At 60.3% G+C, this 17,016-nt stretch carries 20 protein-coding genes; 12 read left to right on the top strand and 8 right to left on the bottom strand.

What is annotated here, in order from left to right; all coding sequences use genetic code 11:
• Positions 1-189: 189 nt before the first annotated feature.
• Positions 190-1,602, bottom strand: coding sequence for a WS/DGAT domain-containing protein (locus tag ACQUWM_RS14910; RefSeq protein WP_428922673.1), 1,413 nt, complete (start codon positions 1,600-1,602; stop codon positions 190-192).
• 346 nt (positions 1,603-1,948) lie between these two features.
• Here ACQUWM_RS14910 and ACQUWM_RS14905 point away from each other — a divergent pair, with 346 nt between their 5' ends.
• Together ACQUWM_RS14905 and ACQUWM_RS14900 are read left to right on the top strand one after the other, a co-directional pair.
• Positions 1,949-2,872 (top strand): alpha/beta hydrolase, encoded by a 924-nt coding sequence (locus tag ACQUWM_RS14905; RefSeq protein WP_407002719.1) that lies wholly within the window; start codon positions 1,949-1,951, stop codon positions 2,870-2,872.
• A gap of 70 nt (positions 2,873-2,942) precedes the next feature.
• A complete protein-coding gene (locus ACQUWM_RS14900) occupies positions 2,943-3,692 on the top strand; it encodes an FFLEELY motif protein (RefSeq protein WP_428922672.1) in 750 nt (249 codons plus the stop codon).
• Between the two features lie 20 nt (positions 3,693-3,712).
• Here ACQUWM_RS14900 and ACQUWM_RS14895 read toward each other — a convergent pair whose 3' ends face one another.
• The gene (locus tag ACQUWM_RS14895) at positions 3,713-3,991 is read right to left on the bottom strand and encodes a polyhydroxyalkanoic acid system family protein (protein ID WP_407002721.1); all 279 of its coding nucleotides are present in this window, start codon (positions 3,989-3,991) and stop codon (positions 3,713-3,715) included.
• Positions 3,992-4,105: 114 nt separating this feature from the next.
• Here ACQUWM_RS14895 and ubiE point away from each other — a divergent pair, with 114 nt between their 5' ends.
• The 9 genes from ubiE to ACQUWM_RS14850 all read left to right on the top strand — a co-directional run bounded on the left by ubiE (position 4,106) and on the right by ACQUWM_RS14850 (position 10,281).
• A complete protein-coding gene (gene ubiE, locus ACQUWM_RS14890) occupies positions 4,106-4,897 on the top strand; it encodes a bifunctional demethylmenaquinone methyltransferase/2-methoxy-6-polyprenyl-1,4-benzoquinol methylase UbiE (protein WP_406987672.1) in 792 nt (263 codons plus the stop codon).
• The gene (locus ACQUWM_RS14885; RefSeq protein ID WP_407002722.1) at positions 4,897-5,538 is read left to right on the top strand and encodes a ubiquinone biosynthesis accessory factor UbiJ; all 642 of its coding nucleotides are present in this window, start codon (positions 4,897-4,899) and stop codon (positions 5,536-5,538) included. Before ubiE ends, ACQUWM_RS14885 begins: the two co-directional genes overlap by 1 nt.
• Positions 5,535-7,178: a ubiquinone biosynthesis regulatory protein kinase UbiB gene (gene ubiB / locus ACQUWM_RS14880; protein ID WP_407002723.1), complete on the top strand. Its 1,644-nt coding sequence runs from the start codon at positions 5,535-5,537 to the stop codon at positions 7,176-7,178. Before ACQUWM_RS14885 ends, ubiB begins: the two co-directional genes overlap by 4 nt.
• A gap of 23 nt (positions 7,179-7,201) precedes the next feature.
• Entirely contained in the window at positions 7,202-7,639 is a 438-nt protein-coding gene (gene hisI, locus ACQUWM_RS14875; RefSeq protein WP_428922671.1) for a phosphoribosyl-AMP cyclohydrolase, read from the top strand.
• Positions 7,632-7,961, top strand: coding sequence for a phosphoribosyl-ATP diphosphatase (locus ACQUWM_RS14870; RefSeq protein WP_407002725.1), 330 nt, complete (start codon positions 7,632-7,634; stop codon positions 7,959-7,961). Before hisI ends, ACQUWM_RS14870 begins: the two co-directional genes overlap by 8 nt.
• 91 nt (positions 7,962-8,052) lie before the next feature.
• Entirely contained in the window at positions 8,053-8,298 is a 246-nt protein-coding gene (tatA, locus tag ACQUWM_RS14865; RefSeq protein WP_407002726.1) for a Sec-independent protein translocase subunit TatA, read from the top strand.
• 11 nt (positions 8,299-8,309) lie between these two features.
• Complete coding sequence (gene tatB, locus ACQUWM_RS14860) at positions 8,310-8,774, top strand: Sec-independent protein translocase protein TatB (RefSeq protein WP_407002727.1); 465 nt, start codon at positions 8,310-8,312, stop codon at positions 8,772-8,774.
• Positions 8,771-9,565, top strand: coding sequence for a twin-arginine translocase subunit TatC (gene tatC, locus ACQUWM_RS14855; protein WP_407002728.1), 795 nt, complete (start codon positions 8,771-8,773; stop codon positions 9,563-9,565). Before tatB ends, tatC begins: the two co-directional genes overlap by 4 nt.
• Complete coding sequence (locus tag ACQUWM_RS14850) at positions 9,562-10,281, top strand: 16S rRNA (uracil(1498)-N(3))-methyltransferase (protein WP_428922670.1); 720 nt, start codon at positions 9,562-9,564, stop codon at positions 10,279-10,281. The genes tatC and ACQUWM_RS14850 overlap by 4 nt, the downstream gene beginning before the upstream one ends.
• A 1-nt stretch (position 10,282) precedes the next feature.
• Here the strand turns inward: ACQUWM_RS14850 and ACQUWM_RS14845 are convergent, their stop codons facing one another.
• The 5 genes from ACQUWM_RS14845 to ACQUWM_RS14825 are packed head-to-tail and all read right to left on the bottom strand — an operon-like array spanning position 10,283 to position 15,703.
• The gene (locus ACQUWM_RS14845) at positions 10,283-11,197 is read right to left on the bottom strand and encodes a DUF808 domain-containing protein (protein ID WP_428922669.1); all 915 of its coding nucleotides are present in this window, start codon (positions 11,195-11,197) and stop codon (positions 10,283-10,285) included.
• A gap of 47 nt (positions 11,198-11,244) precedes the next feature.
• Complete coding sequence (locus tag ACQUWM_RS14840; RefSeq protein WP_428922668.1) at positions 11,245-12,480, bottom strand: UbiH/UbiF/VisC/COQ6 family ubiquinone biosynthesis hydroxylase; 1,236 nt, start codon at positions 12,478-12,480, stop codon at positions 11,245-11,247.
• On the bottom strand, positions 12,473-13,753 hold the full coding sequence (gene ubiH / locus ACQUWM_RS14835; RefSeq protein WP_428922667.1) for a 2-octaprenyl-6-methoxyphenyl hydroxylase: 1,281 nt from the start codon (positions 13,751-13,753) through the stop codon (positions 12,473-12,475). The genes ACQUWM_RS14840 and ubiH overlap by 8 nt, the downstream gene beginning before the upstream one ends.
• A gap of 4 nt (positions 13,754-13,757) precedes the next feature.
• Entirely contained in the window at positions 13,758-15,077 is a 1,320-nt protein-coding gene (gene pepP, locus ACQUWM_RS14830) for a Xaa-Pro aminopeptidase (RefSeq protein ID WP_428922666.1), read from the bottom strand.
• Between the two features lie 26 nt (positions 15,078-15,103).
• Positions 15,104-15,703 carry a UPF0149 family protein gene (locus ACQUWM_RS14825; protein ID WP_407002734.1) on the bottom strand — a complete coding sequence of 200 codons (600 nt, stop codon included), beginning with the start codon at positions 15,701-15,703 and terminating at the stop codon, positions 15,104-15,106.
• 139 nt (positions 15,704-15,842) lie between these two features.
• On the opposite strand from ACQUWM_RS14825, the gene ACQUWM_RS14820 reads away from it, so the two are divergent.
• Positions 15,843-16,427, top strand: a complete 585-nt coding sequence (locus ACQUWM_RS14820; RefSeq protein WP_428922665.1) for a ZrgA family zinc uptake protein — start codon at positions 15,843-15,845, stop codon at positions 16,425-16,427.
• Between the two features lie 16 nt (positions 16,428-16,443).
• Here ACQUWM_RS14820 and ACQUWM_RS14815 read toward each other — a convergent pair whose 3' ends face one another.
• Positions 16,444-16,965 carry a DUF3299 domain-containing protein gene (locus ACQUWM_RS14815; RefSeq protein ID WP_406987696.1) on the bottom strand — a complete coding sequence of 174 codons (522 nt, stop codon included), beginning with the start codon at positions 16,963-16,965 and terminating at the stop codon, positions 16,444-16,446.
• Between the last annotated feature and the right edge of the window lie 51 nt (positions 16,966-17,016).

Raw genomic sequence — 17,016 nt, 5'->3', positions numbered from 1 at the left:
GTGCCGAGTAATCCGGCCGCCCCAGGCGTAGGTCTGTCGCCTGAATTCCATGGTCGGTTAAGGCTGGAGTGGGGAAAATGCGCCAAGGGGGCAGGTTTTCTGATCTTTTAGGAGGCCTGTAAATCAGGACTTTGGGATTAATACCCGCCAGATACGGGCAATGACAGCGGAATAAAATGGGAAGGCGGGTCAGCCGGTGAGAGCATCCAGTTCTTCGAGGCAATCTGCCAGGAAGCGCGAAGGGGATGCCATGACGGCCTCATCGGCCACGACCCCAAACTGAACCGAGCCAGCGTAACTGACAATACTCACCCCCAGGCCGATGTCCCCGGCCTGGGGTACCCAGAACATCTGCTCAGTGATGCGGCAACCGGCCAGGTAACGCTCCTCACGGGATCCGGGCACGTTGGACACCACCGCGCTGGCCTTGCGACAGAACACATCGGCCACCGGCTGACGCCAAGACTCAGGCACCAGCGAGGCGCTGGCGGTCAGTCCCCAGGCAATGCCGGGCTGCCAGCTTTTCTTCAGCCGGCGGGTTTCATGCTTGATCCGGTAGAGCCGCTCCAGCGAGCTTTCGCCGTCCACCGGCAGAGGAACGAAAACCGTGCCGAAACAATTGCCCAGGGTACCGGACTCAGGCTTGATGCCGGCGGGCAGCTGACCGCGAATGTCTACCGGGACAGCCGCGTGGAGCACGGCCTCGTCCAGGTCCACCTGACCGGCGGCCAGCTGCTTGCGCACGGCGGCCGCCACACAGCTGAGCAACACGTCATTGATGGTCACCCCGGTCAGCCGGGCAATCTCCTGGAAGCGTGACAACGCCACGGGGGTCGACCAGCAGCATTGACGCCGCCCCAACAAGTCATGTTTCAGGGAGGACGGCGAGTCTTCCGGTTCCACCAGGAACTGGCTGACCTCGTTCACCAGTTTCAGGCCCGTCTGGGCAACCCGTTCCAGTACTTTGCCAGCATCCTGCAGGCTGCCGGAGGAACCTTCGGCGTGTCCTTCCATGTCACCGGAGCGGTTTCCGGATGCCTCCGCCAGTTCACTGCCGATCAGCTCCCGGAACCAGGCGCCTGCCGCCAGGCTCCAGCGTTGCAGGTCCGGTGTTTCCGGCGCTCCGTAAAGCGCAGGCAGCTGCTGCGGGGACGGCGGGCAAATCCGTTCAAAGATCCCCAACAGCGACAATCCGTCGGCATAACAATGATGCATCCGCAATAGCAGGGCGGCACCGCCCTCGGCGTTGGGCGCGAGCCAGAATTTCCAGAGCGGTCGGTAGTCCGGCAGGGGCTGGTTCAGCCGGGCGGATACCCATTCCTGGAGCTGATGCGGGGAAAACGCGTCCGGGGTGACGCGCAGGTGGTGCTTCAGATCGAATACCGGGTCGGCTTCCCACCACCAGCCCGGCGCCCGGCGCACAGGCATGTAACGGAACCGCTGCCAGGCCAGCCAGTAGATCTCCAGAAACTCTCGCAGCCGCGTTTCCGTCAGGCCTTCCACCCGTAGCATGACCGTGATGGTCATCGGGTTTTCAGGTCTCTCCAGGGCCAGCCATGCTGAATCCACAGGTAACAGGAGATGTGAGTCCTCTTGATTCAAATCTGGCTGTCCCCGGATGGATTGACGAACGTTGAATGAATGGCCAATCCCGCATTGTGCCAGACAAGTACAAACGTCTCCATATAAGGCGCGCCCGCCCCGGAATTACAAAAAATTACGCGCAGGTAACCTTTCGCCTCTATACTGGTTATAACACTTAATGGAATGGTTATTACTGAGCCCGAGGCGGGTTTCGACGTGCCACCAGACAGTCTATTGGCCGTGGGCCTTCGTATATTGAGTAACCAGTGCCAATAACTCTGGCCCGGGAACGCGTTAAAACAGTGACTATCAGCACACACCAATTCCAAAAGTTGTCTTCGACGGTGCTGACAGGAGAGCGGTTATGAAAGCGAGCCATGTTCGCAAACTGATACAACCGATTGAAAGCGCCTACTCCGAGATGTTCTCGGGGAGAGTCTACCGTGTAGGCAAGGGTGCAGTTTCCGTCCGCAACCACAGCGGCAAGGCGGAACAGACGGTTATTGGTGTGCACGGTTTCCTGGAGAACCACTGTTACTTCACGCAGGCCTATGAGGCGCCCACCACCGAGCTCATCCTGCTGACCTGCAGCAACTACCACATCCCGGTCAACGGCGTGACGCCGGAAACCCCGGAGTGGGAAGTGCCCATCAAGCACCTCGAAGGCACCATCGAGTACGACGCCTGCATACTGAACCAGGCCGTCGCCAACCTTCCCGGCACTGACAATATTCGTGTTCACGGTCATTCCCGGGGCGGCGCCGTCATTCTGGAGGCCATTCGCCAGTGGCCGGAACTCTATGACAACGCGGAAGTCGTCCTGGAAGCGCCGGTGCTACCCCAGGGCAAGCTCCACGGCCTGGTCACCACCATATTGGAGCCGGTCAGCCACGGCATGTGGCCCTGGCTGATCCGCCTGATCAACACCGCGCCGTCTTCTGCCTATGGCCAGACCTTTTTTGGCAAGATGAATCCGCGCAAAAAGCAGTTGCTGAGCAAGCTGTTCTCAGCCACGAAGGATCACCTCACCATCGTGCGCAATATCGAAAACATCATGGACTGGATGGAGCGGACCGATACCAGCGTTTACAACAACGTACGTCACGGTACCTTCCTGATCCCGGGCGTGGACCGCATTCTGGACCGTAACGCCATGCTCGCCAGCGCGCGCCAGAGCCCTACCACCATGCGCATTGTCGAAACCCAGGCTCCCAGCCATTTCATAACCCTCGACAGCAAGGAGTGGGTTCCCGATTTCGAGACCCTGCCCACCGCCGCTCAGGGCTGATACTGCCATCTGATTGCCGGCTCCGGTAAACTCGCAGCTTTCCTGCCACAGGTTTACCGGAGCACCACCCATGTACCGCGAGCGCCTCGTCGCCACTGAAGTCCACTCTGACAGCGCCCGTCGACTGCAGTACCTGCTGATCAACTATCACGACTTCCGCCAGCGCAAGGCGTCTCACCCGCTGCTGGAAGACACTTTCCGGGTTGCCGACTGGCAGGCCGAGCGCCTGAAACTTACCCACCAGGATCTGTACCAACACCCGGGCTACCACACCGGCCTGGAGTTCCTGCTGACCGATCTCTACGCCCCGTCAACCATGACCCGTCGTGACGACAATATCGACCGGGTATTTCCGAAGATGGTGAAGTGGCTCCCCGACAATCTGCTGGATACCTTTGCGGGGCTGGTGGAACTGAACCTGATCACCCAGCAACTGGACCTGGACCTGACGGAAACACTCCAGCGCCATGGCGTGCCCAGCCAGGGATTAACCAACGCTCAATACTGTGCGGCTTTTCGCGCCAGCCCCGGCCTGGAACAACGTCACCGCCAGATTGCCCTGGTCGCCGAGGTCGGCCAGCAACTGGATCACTACGTCCGCAACCGCACCCTGGGCTGGCTGCTCAGCATGACCCGCGGTCCGGCGGAAATGGCAGACCTGAGCGACCTGCACAGCTTCCTGCACCGGGGCTATACCGCGTTTCGCAAGATGGAAGACGTTGACGCCCTGATCGAACGGCTGGTCACCCGGGAGGAGCGGGTGCTGGACAACATCCTCAACCGGGTCCCAGAGCCGTTCAATCTCCCCGACGATCTGTGACCAGGGAGACGGCCGCTGGATCAGGCCTTGAGAATCTGATCCAGTTGAGAGTGAATTTCCTGCTCGATCCGTGACTTGAAGGGCCTCAGCAGCATGCCCAGTTCCAGGTGAATGTGCAGGTCATTGTGGTCGATGCTCAATTGGCCTTTCACACCACTGCGTTTAAACCGCATCACATCCCCTTCCCACTGGTAGTTCACATCAAACTGCCGGGACAGATCCTGGGCCAGGGTTTCCGCCGCCTCACGAGCGTGCGCCTTGTCCAGGGAATGAGCGCGATGAACATCGATAACAGACATGAATCGGGATTCTCTTTAAAAATGGGAGGTTTTATAGTTTAAGGGGGTAATAAACTTGTAGCCACCCCCCTAACCGTTAGAATACGGGGTTCAGATTCTGACAGGACACCCCCCATGAGCGAGCAACAAACGCCAGCCAACGAGAAGCCGGTCGGCACCCCGCAGGATGATGTCACCCACTTTGGCTTCCGCAATGTGCCGAAAAGCCAGAAGGCCGGTCAGGTCGCCGAAGTTTTCCATAACGTCGCCGGCAAGTACGACCTGATGAACGACCTCATGTCCATGGGCATCCATCGACTGTGGAAACGCTTCACCATCGAGCTCAGCGGCGTTCGCCCGGGGCACCAGGTGCTCGACATCGCCGGTGGCACCGGTGATCTGACCATGAAGTTTTCCGACCTGGTGGGCCCCACTGGCAAAGTCGTACTCGCCGACATCAATGCCTCCATGCTGCAGGTGGGGCGCGGTCGTCTGATGGATCGGGGTTACGCCGGCAACATTGAATTTGCCCAGGCCGATGCCGAACACCTGCCGTTCCCGGATAACACTTTCAATGCAGTGTCTATCGCCTTTGGCCTGCGTAACGTGACCGACAAGGATCAGGCCCTGCGGGACATGGCACGGGTACTCAAGCCCGGCGGCAAACTGATGGTGCTGGAATTCTCCAAGCCCACCAACCCGCTGCTGAACAAGGCGTACGACATGTATTCCTTCAACGCCCTGCCACTCATGGGCCAGCTGATTGCCGGCGACAGCGAAAGCTATAAGTACCTGGCGGAGTCCATCCGCATGCATCCGGACCAGGACACCCTCAAGGGCATGATGGAGCAGGCCGGACTGGTGAACTGCAAGTACTACAACATGACCGGCGGCATTGTTGCCCTGCACGTGGGAATCAAGCCCTGATGTTTCCCGGCCCTACCCTGCTTTCCGCGGTGACCGCCGTCGTCGAGGGCGCGTTGAACCGCGCCCTGGAACTCGACCCGGCCGGTCGCAAGGCGTTGATGAGCGCGTTGACAGGGCCGGTGGAATTCACCCTGACGGCCCCCGTGCCGCTGACGTTTACCCTGTATCAGACCGGTGATCGTGTGCAGGTCAGCAGCCAGCCAGCGGAAGATCCGGCTTTACAGCTGGCCGGCAAGCCCATGGCATTCGCGGCGCTGGCCACCGGGGACGACCAGGTGTTCCGCCACGGCCGCATTCAGGTCAGCGGCGACACCGCCCTGGCCCACCAGTTTCAGCGCGCACTGAACCAGCTGGAACCGGACTGGGAAGCCGCCCTGGCCCGCCATATTGGCGATGTGCCAGCCCACTTTATCGGCCAGCGCATTCGCGGTGCCGTGAAGTGGAGCCGTCAGGCCTTTGGCGCCCTCAACGCCAATATCGAAGAGTACGTGCACGAAGAGAGCCGGACACTGCCCGGGCGCCGCGAGCTCGAAGCCACGTTTGAAGACATCGACCAGCTGAGCCTGCAGACTGACAGGCTGGAGGCCCGTGTCAGCCTGCTGGAACGCCACACCCACGAAGAGCCCCCGGAGACACCGTGACCCGCTTGCAACGCCTGTTCCGAATAGCCTGGGTATTTTGCCGTTACCGGCTGGACACGTTCCTGCCCCTGGCCGAGCTGCCCGGCCCGCTCAAGGTGTTTTTCCTGCTCGCCCCCTGGCACCTGTTTCCGCAACCAAAACTGAGCCGTGGCGACCGCCTGCGCCTGGCGATGGAAGAACTGGGCCCGGTGTTCGTGAAATTCGGCCAGATTCTGTCCACGCGCCGGGACCTGCTGCCGGATGACATGGCCGAGTCACTGAAGCATCTTCAGGACCGCGTCCCCCCCTTTCCCAGCACCGCCGCGCGGGAGATCATCGAAAAGTCCCTGGGCGCACCGGTTGCGGAGCTGTTCAGCGAGTTCTCCGCCGACCCGATGGCCTCAGCGTCCGTCGCCCAGGTGCACGCCGCCACCCTGCTCAATGGCCAGAAAGTCGTGGTCAAGGTACTGCGGCCGGGCATTGAGCGGGTAATTCAGCAGGATCTGGCCCTGATGTACCTGATGGCCGGCCTGCTGGAAAAATACTGGTCCGAGGGCAAACGCCTGCATCCGGTTGAGGTGGTGGCGGACTATGACTCCACCATCCACGATGAACTGGACCTGCAACGGGAAGCCGCCAACGCCAGTCAGTTGCGCCGCAACTTCGACAATTCATCGCTGATCTATATCCCCTTTATTGACTGGGATTACACCCGCAAAACCGTGCTGGTGATGGAGCGCATCCACGGCATACCCATTGCCGATGTGGCGGCGCTGCGGGAAGCCGGCGTGGACATGAAAGTGCTGGCGGAAAAAGGCGTGGAAATCTTCTTCACCCAGGTCTTCCGTGACAGCTTTTTCCACGCCGACATGCATCCGGGCAATATCTTTGTGGATGTCAGCAACCCGGCGGACCCGAAATACATCGCCATCGATTTTGGCATTGTCGGCACCCTGGCACCGGACGATCAGAGCTACCTGGCCCGCAACCTGCTCGCCTTCTTCCGCCGTGATTACCGCCAGGTGGCGCAACTGCATATCCAGTCCGGCTGGGTACCGCCAGATACCCGGGTCAACGAATTCGAAGCGGCCATTCGCACGGTCTGCGAGCCGATTTTCGAGAAGCCGCTGAAGGACATCTCCTTTGGCCACTTCCTACTGCGACTGTTCCAGACCGCCCGTCGTTTCAACATGGAAGTGCAACCGCAACTGGTCCTGCTGCAGAAAACCCTGCTGAACGTCGAAGGTCTTGGCCGCCAGCTGTACCCGGACCTGGACCTGTGGAGCACTGCCCAGCCCTTCCTCGAAACCTGGATGCGCAAGCGGATTGGCCCGTCCGGGCTGATCAAGTCCCTGCAATCGCATCTTCCGGCCTGGCTTGAACAGTCTCCGGAAATGCCGCAGCTGATCCACGATACCCTCGTACAGCTGCGCAGCTCCGGCCCCACGGAAGAGCAGAATCGCGCTACACTGGAGCTGCTCCGGGAAAACCAGAAGCGGGCAGAGAAACGCTGGCGACGAACCCTTATTGCCGCAGCCCTGGTGGGCGGCGCCTGGGTCAGCGCCCACTACGAGCTGCCCACCCTCGCCCAATCACTGCCCCCGTGGGGCTGGGCCATGCTCGCAGTGGCGGCCGGACTGGTCGCCCGGGGCGGTCGGTAACATTTTTTTCAGGATTCACAGAAATGCAAGATTCATCACCTAAAGTCGACAACCCTGACTGGCTGGACGCCATCCGCTGGAATGCAGACGGACTGGTTCCCGCCATCGCACAGGACGCCACCACTGGCGAGATCCTGATGATGGCCTGGATGAACCCGGAATCCCTGCGGCTAACCACCGAGGAGGGCCAGGCAGTCTACTGGTCGCGCTCGCGGAGCAAGCTCTGGCGCAAGGGCGAAACCTCGGGCCACCAGCAAGTGGTGCATGAAATACGTCTGGACTGTGATGAGGACGTGATTCTGCTGAAAGTGGAACAAAAGGGCGGTATCGCCTGCCATACCGGAAGGCGCAGCTGCTTCTACCGGAAATTTGACGATGGCGCATGGGTTACCACCGCCCCCGTGGTGAAAGACCCGCATACCATCTATGGACCGATCAAAGGGAGCGAACAGAGTGAGTGACGTACTGGAACGACTTGCCCAGGTGCTGGAAGCACGAAAAGAAGCAGATCCTGACAAGTCCTACGTTGCCAGTCTGCACGCCAAGGGCCTGAACAAGATTCTGGAGAAAGTGGGCGAAGAATGCACCGAGACCCTGTTGGCAGCCAAGGATGCGCAGCAGTCCGGTGACACCCGGGACGTGGTTTACGAAACGGCGGATCTGTGGTTTCACAGCATGGTCATGCTATCGAACCTGGGCCTGGGCCCGAAAGAGGTACTGGATGAGCTGGCCCGCCGCTTCGACTTGTCCGGGCTCGAGGAAAAGGCATCCCGGGACAAGTGATGCCATGGGTACCCCTTCCGGGGGTTTCCGCAATGCTGTCCCGGTAACGTACAATGGCATGCAACAGCAACATTAGAGTGAGGATCCCGTGATGGGTATCAGTATCTGGCAACTTCTTATTGTACTCGGCATCGTTATCCTGTTGTTCGGAACCAAAAAGCTCCGCAACATTGGCAGCGATCTGGGCGGCGCTATCCGCGGCTTCAAAAAGTCCATGAACGACGAGGACAACAAACCCTCCGATCAGAACTCCCTGGAAGACAAGGACAACAAGGAAGAGCCGGTAGCCCACCAGACCAGCCCGGAAGAAAAACCCCGGGACAAAACCACTGGCTGAGACCGGGCTGAATGTTTGATATCGGCTTTGTCGAGCTATTGATCTGTGGCGTGATCGCACTGCTGGTCCTTGGCCCTGAACGCCTGCCCACGGCAGCGCGGGCAGCTGGCCGCTGGATTGGCGGTGCCCGCCGCATGGTTAACCAGTTCACCTCGGAACTGGATCGCCAATTGAAAGCCGAAGAACTGCGTGAGGAGCTACGCAAAGCGGGGGATGTTGGCCTCGACGACGTCGAGAAGAGTGTTCGTGGCGCCCTTGATGAGGCCAAAAAATACGAACACATGATTCTGCCGGAGGATCGAGCAACCAAGCCCAGGCCAGCACCCGCAACCCGCCGGACGGCCGAAACCAAGGCACCTGCGGAGCCTGCCCCACAGCAAAGCCCGGAACCGACACCCGCTACTGAGCAAACCACCAGCGAGCGTCATCCAGAACCCCATCCGGATCAGGAAAACGCGTCGGATAATCGTTCATGACCAACAAGCCTGACGGCAACCACACCCCGGATTCATCAACGGCCCAGCCCGACATGCCCCTGATCGAGCATCTGCTGGAGCTGCGCAATCGCCTGTTGAAAATGGTGCTGGCGGTGGTGATCTGCTTCGCCGCGATCTATCCGTTCGCCAATGAACTTTACCTGCTGATGTCACAGCCCCTGCGGGAACTGCTGCCGGTTGGCCAGACCATGATCGCCACCGACATTACCTCGCCCTTTTTCGCGCCGCTGAAACTGGCGCTGGTATTGGCAGTCTTCGCCGCGATCCCGGTGATCCTCTACCAGATCTGGAGCTTTGTTGCCCCCGGCTTGTATGCCCATGAAAAGCGGCTGGCGTTTCCCCTGCTGTTCACTTCCGTGATCCTGTTCTATCTGGGCGCAGCCTTCGCCTACTTCGTGGTGTTTCCCCTGGTGTTCGGTTTCTTCACCGCCATCGGCCCGGAAGGCATCGTCGAGCTACCGGACATCACCAGCTACCTCAATTTTGTGCTGAAAATGTTCTTCGCCTTTGGCGTGGCGTTCGAAATTCCCATTGCGACCATCCTGCTGGTGCTGACCGGTGCCACCACCCCCGCGGACCTGGCCGCCAAACGGCCCTACATTGTGGTCGCCTGCTTTGTAATCGGCATGCTGCTGACGCCTCCGGATATCATTTCCCAGACTCTGTTGGCGGTGCCCATGTGGTTTCTGTTCGAGATGGGCATCATCTTCAGTAAGCTTGCGGTGCGTAAAACAGACGACACAGAAACCGGTGAAGCGACGGGCGAATGAACCTGGCACTGCTGTTTGAAGAAGATTTTGTTGCCGCAGACCGCGCCGTGCTGTGTGGTCGTCGGCTGTCACACCTCCATGAGGTGTTGAGGGTTGCCGAGGGCGATCTGATTCCCGTGGGCAGAGTGAATGGTGACATCGGTACCGGTCGGGTGCTGAGCCTCACCGACGCGCAGGCAGACATTCTGGTGAAGCTGTCAGAGCCGCCGCCATCGCCACTGCCGTTGACGCTGGTCCTCGCCATGCCCCGGCCGAAAATGTTCCGCCGTGTGCTGCAAACCTGCGCCACCCTGGGTGTGAAAGACATCTGGCTGATCAACAGCTACAAGGTGGAAAAGAGTTTCTGGCAAACGCCCTGGCTGTCCGAAGACAACCTGCGGGAGAACATGGCCCTGGGCCTCGAACAGGCACGAGACACCCTGCTTCCAACGGTGCATATCCGCAAGCTGTTCAAGCCATTTGTTGAGGATGAGTTACCGGCACTGCTACGGGGCAAACGGGCACTGGTGGCTCACCCCGGTACCGCGACTCCCTGCCCTGTGCATCTGGACCAGCCCGTCGCGCTCTGCGTAGGCCCGGAAGGGGGATTCACCCCCTACGAGGTCGGCAAGCTGGAAGAGGCCGGGTGCGAGAGCGTCCACCTTGGCCCGCGGATTCTGAGGGTGGAAACCGCAGTACCGGTGCTGGTCAGCCGCCTGTTCGACGCCTGCCGGTAAGTCAGGCGGAGCGCGCTTCCCACCATTTCAGCAACGGCGTGATGATTGCCACCAGCAATCCACCCGCCAGGACACCGAACAGGCCGTTCGCCAGGGTTGGGATCAAGGCGCCGGCAACGCCGCTGAAGCCCTCGGCAACGTGATGAATCGCGTCATAGACCGGGGGCAGACCATGGGTGAGGATACCGCCGCCCACCAGAAACATGGCGATGGTGCCGAGAATGGACAGGGTTTTCATCATATAGGGCGCAAGCCAGAGAATGCCATTGCCCATCCACTGCGCGATGGCACTGTCTCTCTGGCTGAGATACAGGCCGCCATCATCCAGCTTCACGATACCCGCCACCAGGCCATACACACCCACCGTGATCATCACCGCCACAACGGTCAGTACCATAAACTGCATGCCAAATGTCTGGGTGGTCACAGTGCCCAGCGTGATCGCAATAATCTCCGCTGACAGGATAAAGTCTGTCCGTATCGCGCCCTTGATCTTGTCCTTCTCCACCGATTTCATATCGACATCAGGATTCTTCAGGGCTTCGTGGAGTTCGGCTTTGTGTTCGTCGTCTTCCTGCTTGTGCAGGAACTTGTGAGTCAGCTTCTCGAAGCCTTCGAAACAGAGGAAGGCACCGCCGAGCATAAGCAGGGGCGTCACCAGCCAGGGCACGAAAAAGCTGATGGCCAGGGCTGCCGGCACCAGGATGGCCTTGTTGATCATTGAGCCCTTGGCGACCGCCCACACCACCGGCAGTTCACGGGCCGGTTTTACGCCGGTGACCTGCTGGGCATTGAGGGCAAGATCGTCCCCCAGCACGCCGGCGGTTTTCTTGGTGGCGGCTTTGGTCATCAGGGCAACGTCATCCAGCACGGTGGCGATGTCGTCGATCAGTACAAGCAAACTGCTTCCAGCCATGACACGTTCCTATGTCGAGTTGTAAAAGGGTAAGGTTTAACGATCCTTCAGGCGTCCAGCCCCATGGCTTCAGCCGCAATCCGGTTCTTCACCGGCCCGAGCTGGTTCAGCCAGCGCATGCCGGTATTGCGCAACCAGCGCACAGGCAGTTCATCGCGGGCAAAGAGCTGTTTGAAGCCTTCCATGGCGGCCATCATGGTGAGGTTTTCACCCTTGCGGCGGCGCTGATAACGGCCGAGCACCAGGTCATCAGACGCGCTGAGGCCAGCCTTTCTTGCCCGAGCCAGCTCGTCCAGCAACGCCCGCACATCGCCGTAGCCCAGGTTGGCACCCTGCCCGGCCAGAGGGTGGATTGTGTGCGCCGCATCACCCACCAGGGCAAACCCGGGGGCAATATAGTCCTTGGCATGGCGCTGGCGCAATGGAAACGCGAAGCGGCGGGAAACGGCCTCGACTACGCCCAGCTCCCGCTCTATGGCCCGTTCCAGCTCGCCGGCAAAGGTGTCATCGTCCAGCGCCATCAGGCGGCGGGCTTCTTCGGTATCCTGGGACCAGACAATCGAGCAGAAATGCTCATCCCCGCCGTCCGTCAGCAACGGCAGGAAGGCCAGTGGCCCGGTGGGCGAGAATCGCTGCCAGGCGGTGAACCGGTGGCTCTGGCTGGTTTTGACGGTGCACACGATGGCCAACTGGTCATAATCCCACTCGCGGGTGGGTAATCCCACCCACTGGCGCAGCCGGGATTGGGCACCGTCAGCCGCTACCACCAGATCCGCCGCCAGGACGCTGCCATCTTCAAGTTCGATGCCACGCCGACCTTCTGGCCGGCCCTCATCCTGCCACCAGCCAGTGACTTTCACGCCATCAATCAGCTCGACATCACTCTCAGCCAACGCCGCCAACAGCCCCCGCACTATGTGGCGGTTTTCAATGATGGTACCGAGAGACCGGGCCTGCAGCTCTGCCGCTTCAAACTGGATGCGACCGGTCCCATCACCGTCCCATACGGTCATGGTCTGGTACGGGCAATGACGACCCGCCACGATGGCTTCCCAGACACCCAGTTCTGCAAGCAGGCGTTGACTGGCTACGGAAATCGCGCTGACCCGGGGTTCAAAATCATCCACACCCTTCGCCGGGGCCGGGGCTTCCAGCAAGACCTGTCGCTCACTGCTTTCCACCAGCGCCACCCGCCAGCCCTGGCGCGACAGGCCCAGCGCCAGAGCGGAGCCCACCATGCCGCCACCGACTACCAATATGTCAAACTTCCGTGGTTCACTCATGCTTTACGGACTCCCTGCTCGTCCGGGCCGGATGATCAATCACTGCTCGGCGGCCGCCGATGCCCATGGCCTTGCGGGCAAACCAGCGTTTGGCGCCCGGCAGCAGGTCGAGCCCCACCAGCCCGGCATCACGGGCGGCCGCCAATGGCGGCGGGGACTGGCCAAAAAGTCGGATCAATGAATCCGAGAACTGAACCGTTTGCTGCCAGTCTTGATGGTGAAGCGTCTGATAGCGCTTGAGAACACCCAGATCACCAATGGGTGTCCCCTTCGCCACCGCCAGACGGAACTGTTCCACCAGCGTCATCAGCCCGCGCAGGGCCAGGTTGAAGCCCTGCCCGGCCACCGGGTGCAGGGCATGGGCGGCATTGCCCACCAAAGCGACGCCGGGGCGTACCGGCTCATCCACGGTGGTCAGTTTCAGGGGGTAGTGGTTGCAGGCGCCCATTCGGGTAAACCGCCCCAAACGCCAGCCAAAACGTTGCTGTAGCTGCCGGCACCTGTCGTCATCAGGCAGGGCCAGGAGCTCTTCAAGCGCCTCGTCCGTCAGGGTCCACACCAGGGCAGACTGGTGGCCGGCACGGGACGGTGAACCGTGGGGCAACAGCGCCATGGGGCCGGCGTCAGTGAAACGCTCGAAGGCGGTATAACGGTGACTTTCCGCAGTGGAGACGTTGGCGATCAGGGCATTCTGGCCGTAATCGTGCGTGCGGACCTGGAACCCGAGGGTTTCCCGCAAGCCGGAGCGACCGCCATCGGCCACCACCAGGCACTGGGCGGTCAGCTCACGGGTATCTTCTCCGGATTTTACCGATACCCTGACGCCCTCCGGCAGCGGCATCATATCCACCACCTCGGCGGGCGCTTCCCATTGCACATGGGTTTCCAGCAGCTCCCGCATCAGGCACAGGCCCATCCAGCGATTGTCGGCCACATAGCCAAGGGCGGCCTGATCATGCTCGGCGGCATGCAGGCGGGTGGCGCCAAAACGCCCACGATCAGACACATGAATGTGTTCAATGGGCGTGGCATATTCCGACAACCGCGACCACAACCCCAGCTCCTCAAAGATCAGCCGGGAACCCCAGGCCAGCGCGGTGGAGCGGGCGTCGTAACTGGGCTGGTAGCTGTCCGGCAATGCCTCCGGAGAGAGCGGAAAGGCCTCCACGACAGTCACCCGCAACGAAGGCACGGCCTTCGCCAGCGCGAGCGCCAGGGTTGCACCGGCAAGGCCGCCGCCGGCAATGATCAGATCGGTATCAGGCCTGGTCACCGGGTCAATCCGCCATCAGTGCTTCAATATCGGCGATGGTCTTGGGCACGGCCTCTGTCAGTACGCGACAGCCTTCTTTGGTGACCACCACATCGTCTTCAATACGGATGCCAATGCCCCGCCACTTTTCATCAACATCGGTGTTGTCCGGCGCGATATACAAACCGGGCTCCACCGTCAGCGTCATGCCCGGCTCCAACTGACGCCAGGCGTCGCCTACCTTGTAGTCACCGACATCGTGCACATCCAGACCCAGCCAGTGGCCGGTACGGTGCATGAAGAAGGGCTTGTAGGCTTCCTGTTCAATGGCGTCGTCAACAGAGCCGGACAACATACCAAGATCAATCAACCCCTGGGTCAACACCCGCAGGGCGGCTTCGTGGGGGTGGTTCCAGTGATTACCGGGGCGCACAGCTTCAATCGCCGCGTACTGCGCAGACAGCACCACCTCATACACCGCCTTCTGCTCGGCGCTGAAGCGACCGCTGACCGGGAAGGTGCGGGTGATATCCGAGGCATAGCAATCCACTTCACAGCCTGCGTCGATCAGCACCAGGTCGCCGTCGTTCAAAGGCGCGCCGTTTTCGATGTAGTGCAGGATACAACCATTGGCACCGGAGCCGACGATGGACGGATACGCCGTGGAACGGGCACCGTGATCCATGAAGGTATGAATCAGTTCCGCCTCCAGGTTGTATTCGTAACCGCCCTTGCGAGCCCGTTTCATGGCACGGCAATGGGCCTTTGCGCTGATCTCGCCCGCTTTCGCCATCACCTTGATTTCATTGGCGCTCTTGTACAGACGCAAGTCGTGGAGCAAGTGCTCCAGGGCGACAAATTCTCCCGGGGGATGGGCACCGGCGCGCACCTTGCTGCGAATCACCTTGACCCAGTCCATGACCCGCGCGTCAAAATTGTGATCCTTGCCCAGCGGGTAGTAGACCCGGCTGCGACCTTCGATCATGCCCGGCAGGATGTCGTCAATGTCGGAAATCGGGAAGGCATCGTCCAGCCCGAACTTCTCAATCGCCCCTTCCGGGCCCGCCAGGAAACCGTCCCACAGCTCTTTCTCGGGGTTGCGCTCCTTGCAGAACAACACCGACTCCCCGTGCTCGCGCCCGGGGATCAGTACCAGCACCGCTTCCGGCTCGCCAAATCCGGACAGGTACTGAAAGTCACTGTCCTGACGAAACGGGTGGAGCACGTCGCGGTTGCGAACAGATTCCGGAGCCGCCGGCACAATTGCAATGCTGTCCGGAGCCATCAGCTCCATCAGTTTGCGACGACGATCGGCAAATTCTTTAACGGGTATCATTGACGGCATAACCTCTCCCGCAGGCACGTACCTGCTCAGTGCAGTGTCGGAGTATCCGTGGCCGGCTTTTCTGGCGGGTTGAATTCGGTGAACACCGCCAGCGCCCCCAGGCGCACATATTCCACAATTTCCATCAGTTGCTGTTCGCTCTCATCGTCCGCGTCTTCCTCCTCGGACACCTGGCTGATGGCGACCATATCCTCAATCAGCTCACGGATCTCGTCCGGGGCTTGGCCCAGGGATTCACCTGCGGACAACGCCATGCCCTCCAGGAAACCGCGCACCCAGGAAGTGAGTGCCTCCAGACGCTGATCAATGGCATAGTCATCGTCCGGCATTAGCGGATGAAAACTCATGTCCGTCGCTTTCAGCAAGGCCAGGGTCTGGTCGTAGGCGGCCTGCATGAAATCCTTCAGGTCCGCAGACTCTTCGGCAGCGGTATCCGGCAGCCCCATGTGTTCGCAGACCATGGCCAACCACTCTGATTCATCTATCCGGGCGCCGGCGGCCAGCCGTCCACACAGGACGCCATGAAGTTCGGAAGGGTGACTGAAAGCTTTGTGCGCGGTAAAGATGTTGGCCCAACGCTCGAACGCGGCGGCGCGGGCGGCACCTGAGGTGTCGGTTTCTGACATGAAACGGAACGGTCCTGTATCACTGGATTTAGGGGTCTATCCTAGCATCCGGGCGCGTGGAAGACACTCGCCCTCTTGATTCAGACCGCCAGATGATCAATTATGTTATAACATATCAAAATCAGCGGAATCAGACGCCATGAAGACCATCCCCAGACAAACCCTATCCAGAACAGCCCTGAGCGTTGGTATGGCTGCGCTACTGGTGACAGGCACAGCCGTCGCCGGCGACAATCCCGGCGCTCACCGTCATGCCTATGGGCAACTGCAAATGGCGGTTCAGGGAGGAAGTATTGATCTGCTTTTTACCTCTCCGGCCTACAACCTCGCCGGTTTTGAGCGACAGGCCCAAACCCCGGAAGAAAAAGCCAGGCTGGCAGAGATTGCGGACTGGCTGAGCAACAACCCACTGATCGATACGGCCCCAGGCTCCTGCGTCGTCATGGCCGGTTCGGTTCACCATAGCGGGCCTGCCGGGCAACCTGACAAGGACCATCATCACGAAGACGAGCATCACCATGAGTCGGAGGACGAAGGCCATCGCGAATACGAGGTCTCTCAGCAACTGGAATGCCAGACCCTGACAGCCGGCCAGGCGTTCTCAAGCCCGCTGAAAGTCAGGTTCCCGAACCTTGAGGTTCTGACGGTGGAATGGGTGGGCCCAGCCGGACAAGGCAGCACACGGCTTGGCGAGGGCGAATCCACATTCCAGTTGGGTGACTAAGGCCGGTATACCGGCCTTACTGCTGGTACCGCTCTACCTTCTCGGCGACCACGGAGTAGGACGATTTGGCAATATCGTTCTCGGTACTCTCGACAACCAGCGTACCCTCGACCCAGACCGGATCGTAAAGCGCCTCGAGGGTAAAGCCCTCTTTGTACTTTACGTGGATGATCTGGTTCGGGGGCGGCGGCGGAACGTGGATACAGGCACCGTAATACGGCACCAGGAAGAACTCGAGAATACGCATGTCTTCGGTGGTTTTCAGGGGCACCACAAAGCCGGGAATTTTTCCGGACACCCCATCCATGCCGGGCACCACACGACCGGTCATGATCTCGTCCGGCAGCGTAGGCGGGCCATCTCCCTCATGGACGATTTCTGGCATACTCTCCAGCAAATTCAGATCTTCTTCCGGCATCAGTTCCAGCCAGTCAATTTCCCGGTCGGCCGCCGTGGCGACACCCAGGAATGCCGCCAGACAAATGGTGACAGCGCCCCGAAGCAAACGACGGGAATACACAGAGAAGATTGAAGACATGCGTGAAGCCGAAAACATAAAACGCCTACCTAAGAGTTTGTGGGCAAATCA

Origin of the sequence: Marinobacter sp. DUT-3, assembly GCF_050379435.1 — a bacterium.
GTDB lineage: Bacteria > Pseudomonadota > Gammaproteobacteria > Pseudomonadales > Oleiphilaceae > Marinobacter.
The sequence above is the reverse complement of the archived record's forward strand: the minus strand, read 5'-3'. Positions and strand labels throughout refer to the sequence as shown.

Excerpts from the sequence above, each read along its gene's own strand:
- ubiE (WP_406987672.1), top strand. The coding sequence starts at position 4,106 with ATGAGCGAGCAACAAACGCCAGCCAACGAGAAGCCGGTCGGCACCCCG.
- ACQUWM_RS14900 (WP_428922672.1), top strand. The coding sequence starts at position 2,943 with ATGTACCGCGAGCGCCTCGTCGCCACTGAAGTCCACTCTGACAGCGCC.
- ACQUWM_RS14850 (WP_428922670.1), top strand. The coding sequence starts at position 9,562 with ATGAACCTGGCACTGCTGTTTGAAGAAGATTTTGTTGCCGCAGACCGC.
- ACQUWM_RS14820 (WP_428922665.1), top strand. The coding sequence starts at position 15,843 with ATGAAGACCATCCCCAGACAAACCCTATCCAGAACAGCCCTGAGCGTT.
- ACQUWM_RS14905 (WP_407002719.1), top strand. The coding sequence starts at position 1,949 with ATGAAAGCGAGCCATGTTCGCAAACTGATACAACCGATTGAAAGCGCC.
- tatC (WP_407002728.1), top strand. The coding sequence starts at position 8,771 with ATGACCAACAAGCCTGACGGCAACCACACCCCGGATTCATCAACGGCC.
- hisI (WP_428922671.1), top strand. The coding sequence starts at position 7,202 with ATGCAAGATTCATCACCTAAAGTCGACAACCCTGACTGGCTGGACGCC.
- tatB (WP_407002727.1), top strand. The coding sequence starts at position 8,310 with ATGTTTGATATCGGCTTTGTCGAGCTATTGATCTGTGGCGTGATCGCA.
- ACQUWM_RS14845 (WP_428922669.1), bottom strand. The coding sequence starts at position 11,197 with ATGGCTGGAAGCAGTTTGCTTGTACTGATCGACGACATCGCCACCGTG.
- ACQUWM_RS14895 (WP_407002721.1), bottom strand. The coding sequence starts at position 3,991 with ATGTCTGTTATCGATGTTCATCGCGCTCATTCCCTGGACAAGGCGCAC.
- ACQUWM_RS14825 (WP_407002734.1), bottom strand. The coding sequence starts at position 15,703 with ATGTCAGAAACCGACACCTCAGGTGCCGCCCGCGCCGCCGCGTTCGAG.
- ACQUWM_RS14815 (WP_406987696.1), bottom strand. The coding sequence starts at position 16,965 with ATGTCTTCAATCTTCTCTGTGTATTCCCGTCGTTTGCTTCGGGGCGCT.
- ACQUWM_RS14840 (WP_428922668.1), bottom strand. The coding sequence starts at position 12,480 with ATGAGTGAACCACGGAAGTTTGACATATTGGTAGTCGGTGGCGGCATG.
- tatA (WP_407002726.1), top strand. The coding sequence starts at position 8,053 with ATGGGTATCAGTATCTGGCAACTTCTTATTGTACTCGGCATCGTTATC.
- pepP (WP_428922666.1), bottom strand. The coding sequence starts at position 15,077 with ATGCCGTCAATGATACCCGTTAAAGAATTTGCCGATCGTCGTCGCAAA.
- ACQUWM_RS14885 (WP_407002722.1), top strand. The coding sequence starts at position 4,897 with ATGTTTCCCGGCCCTACCCTGCTTTCCGCGGTGACCGCCGTCGTCGAG.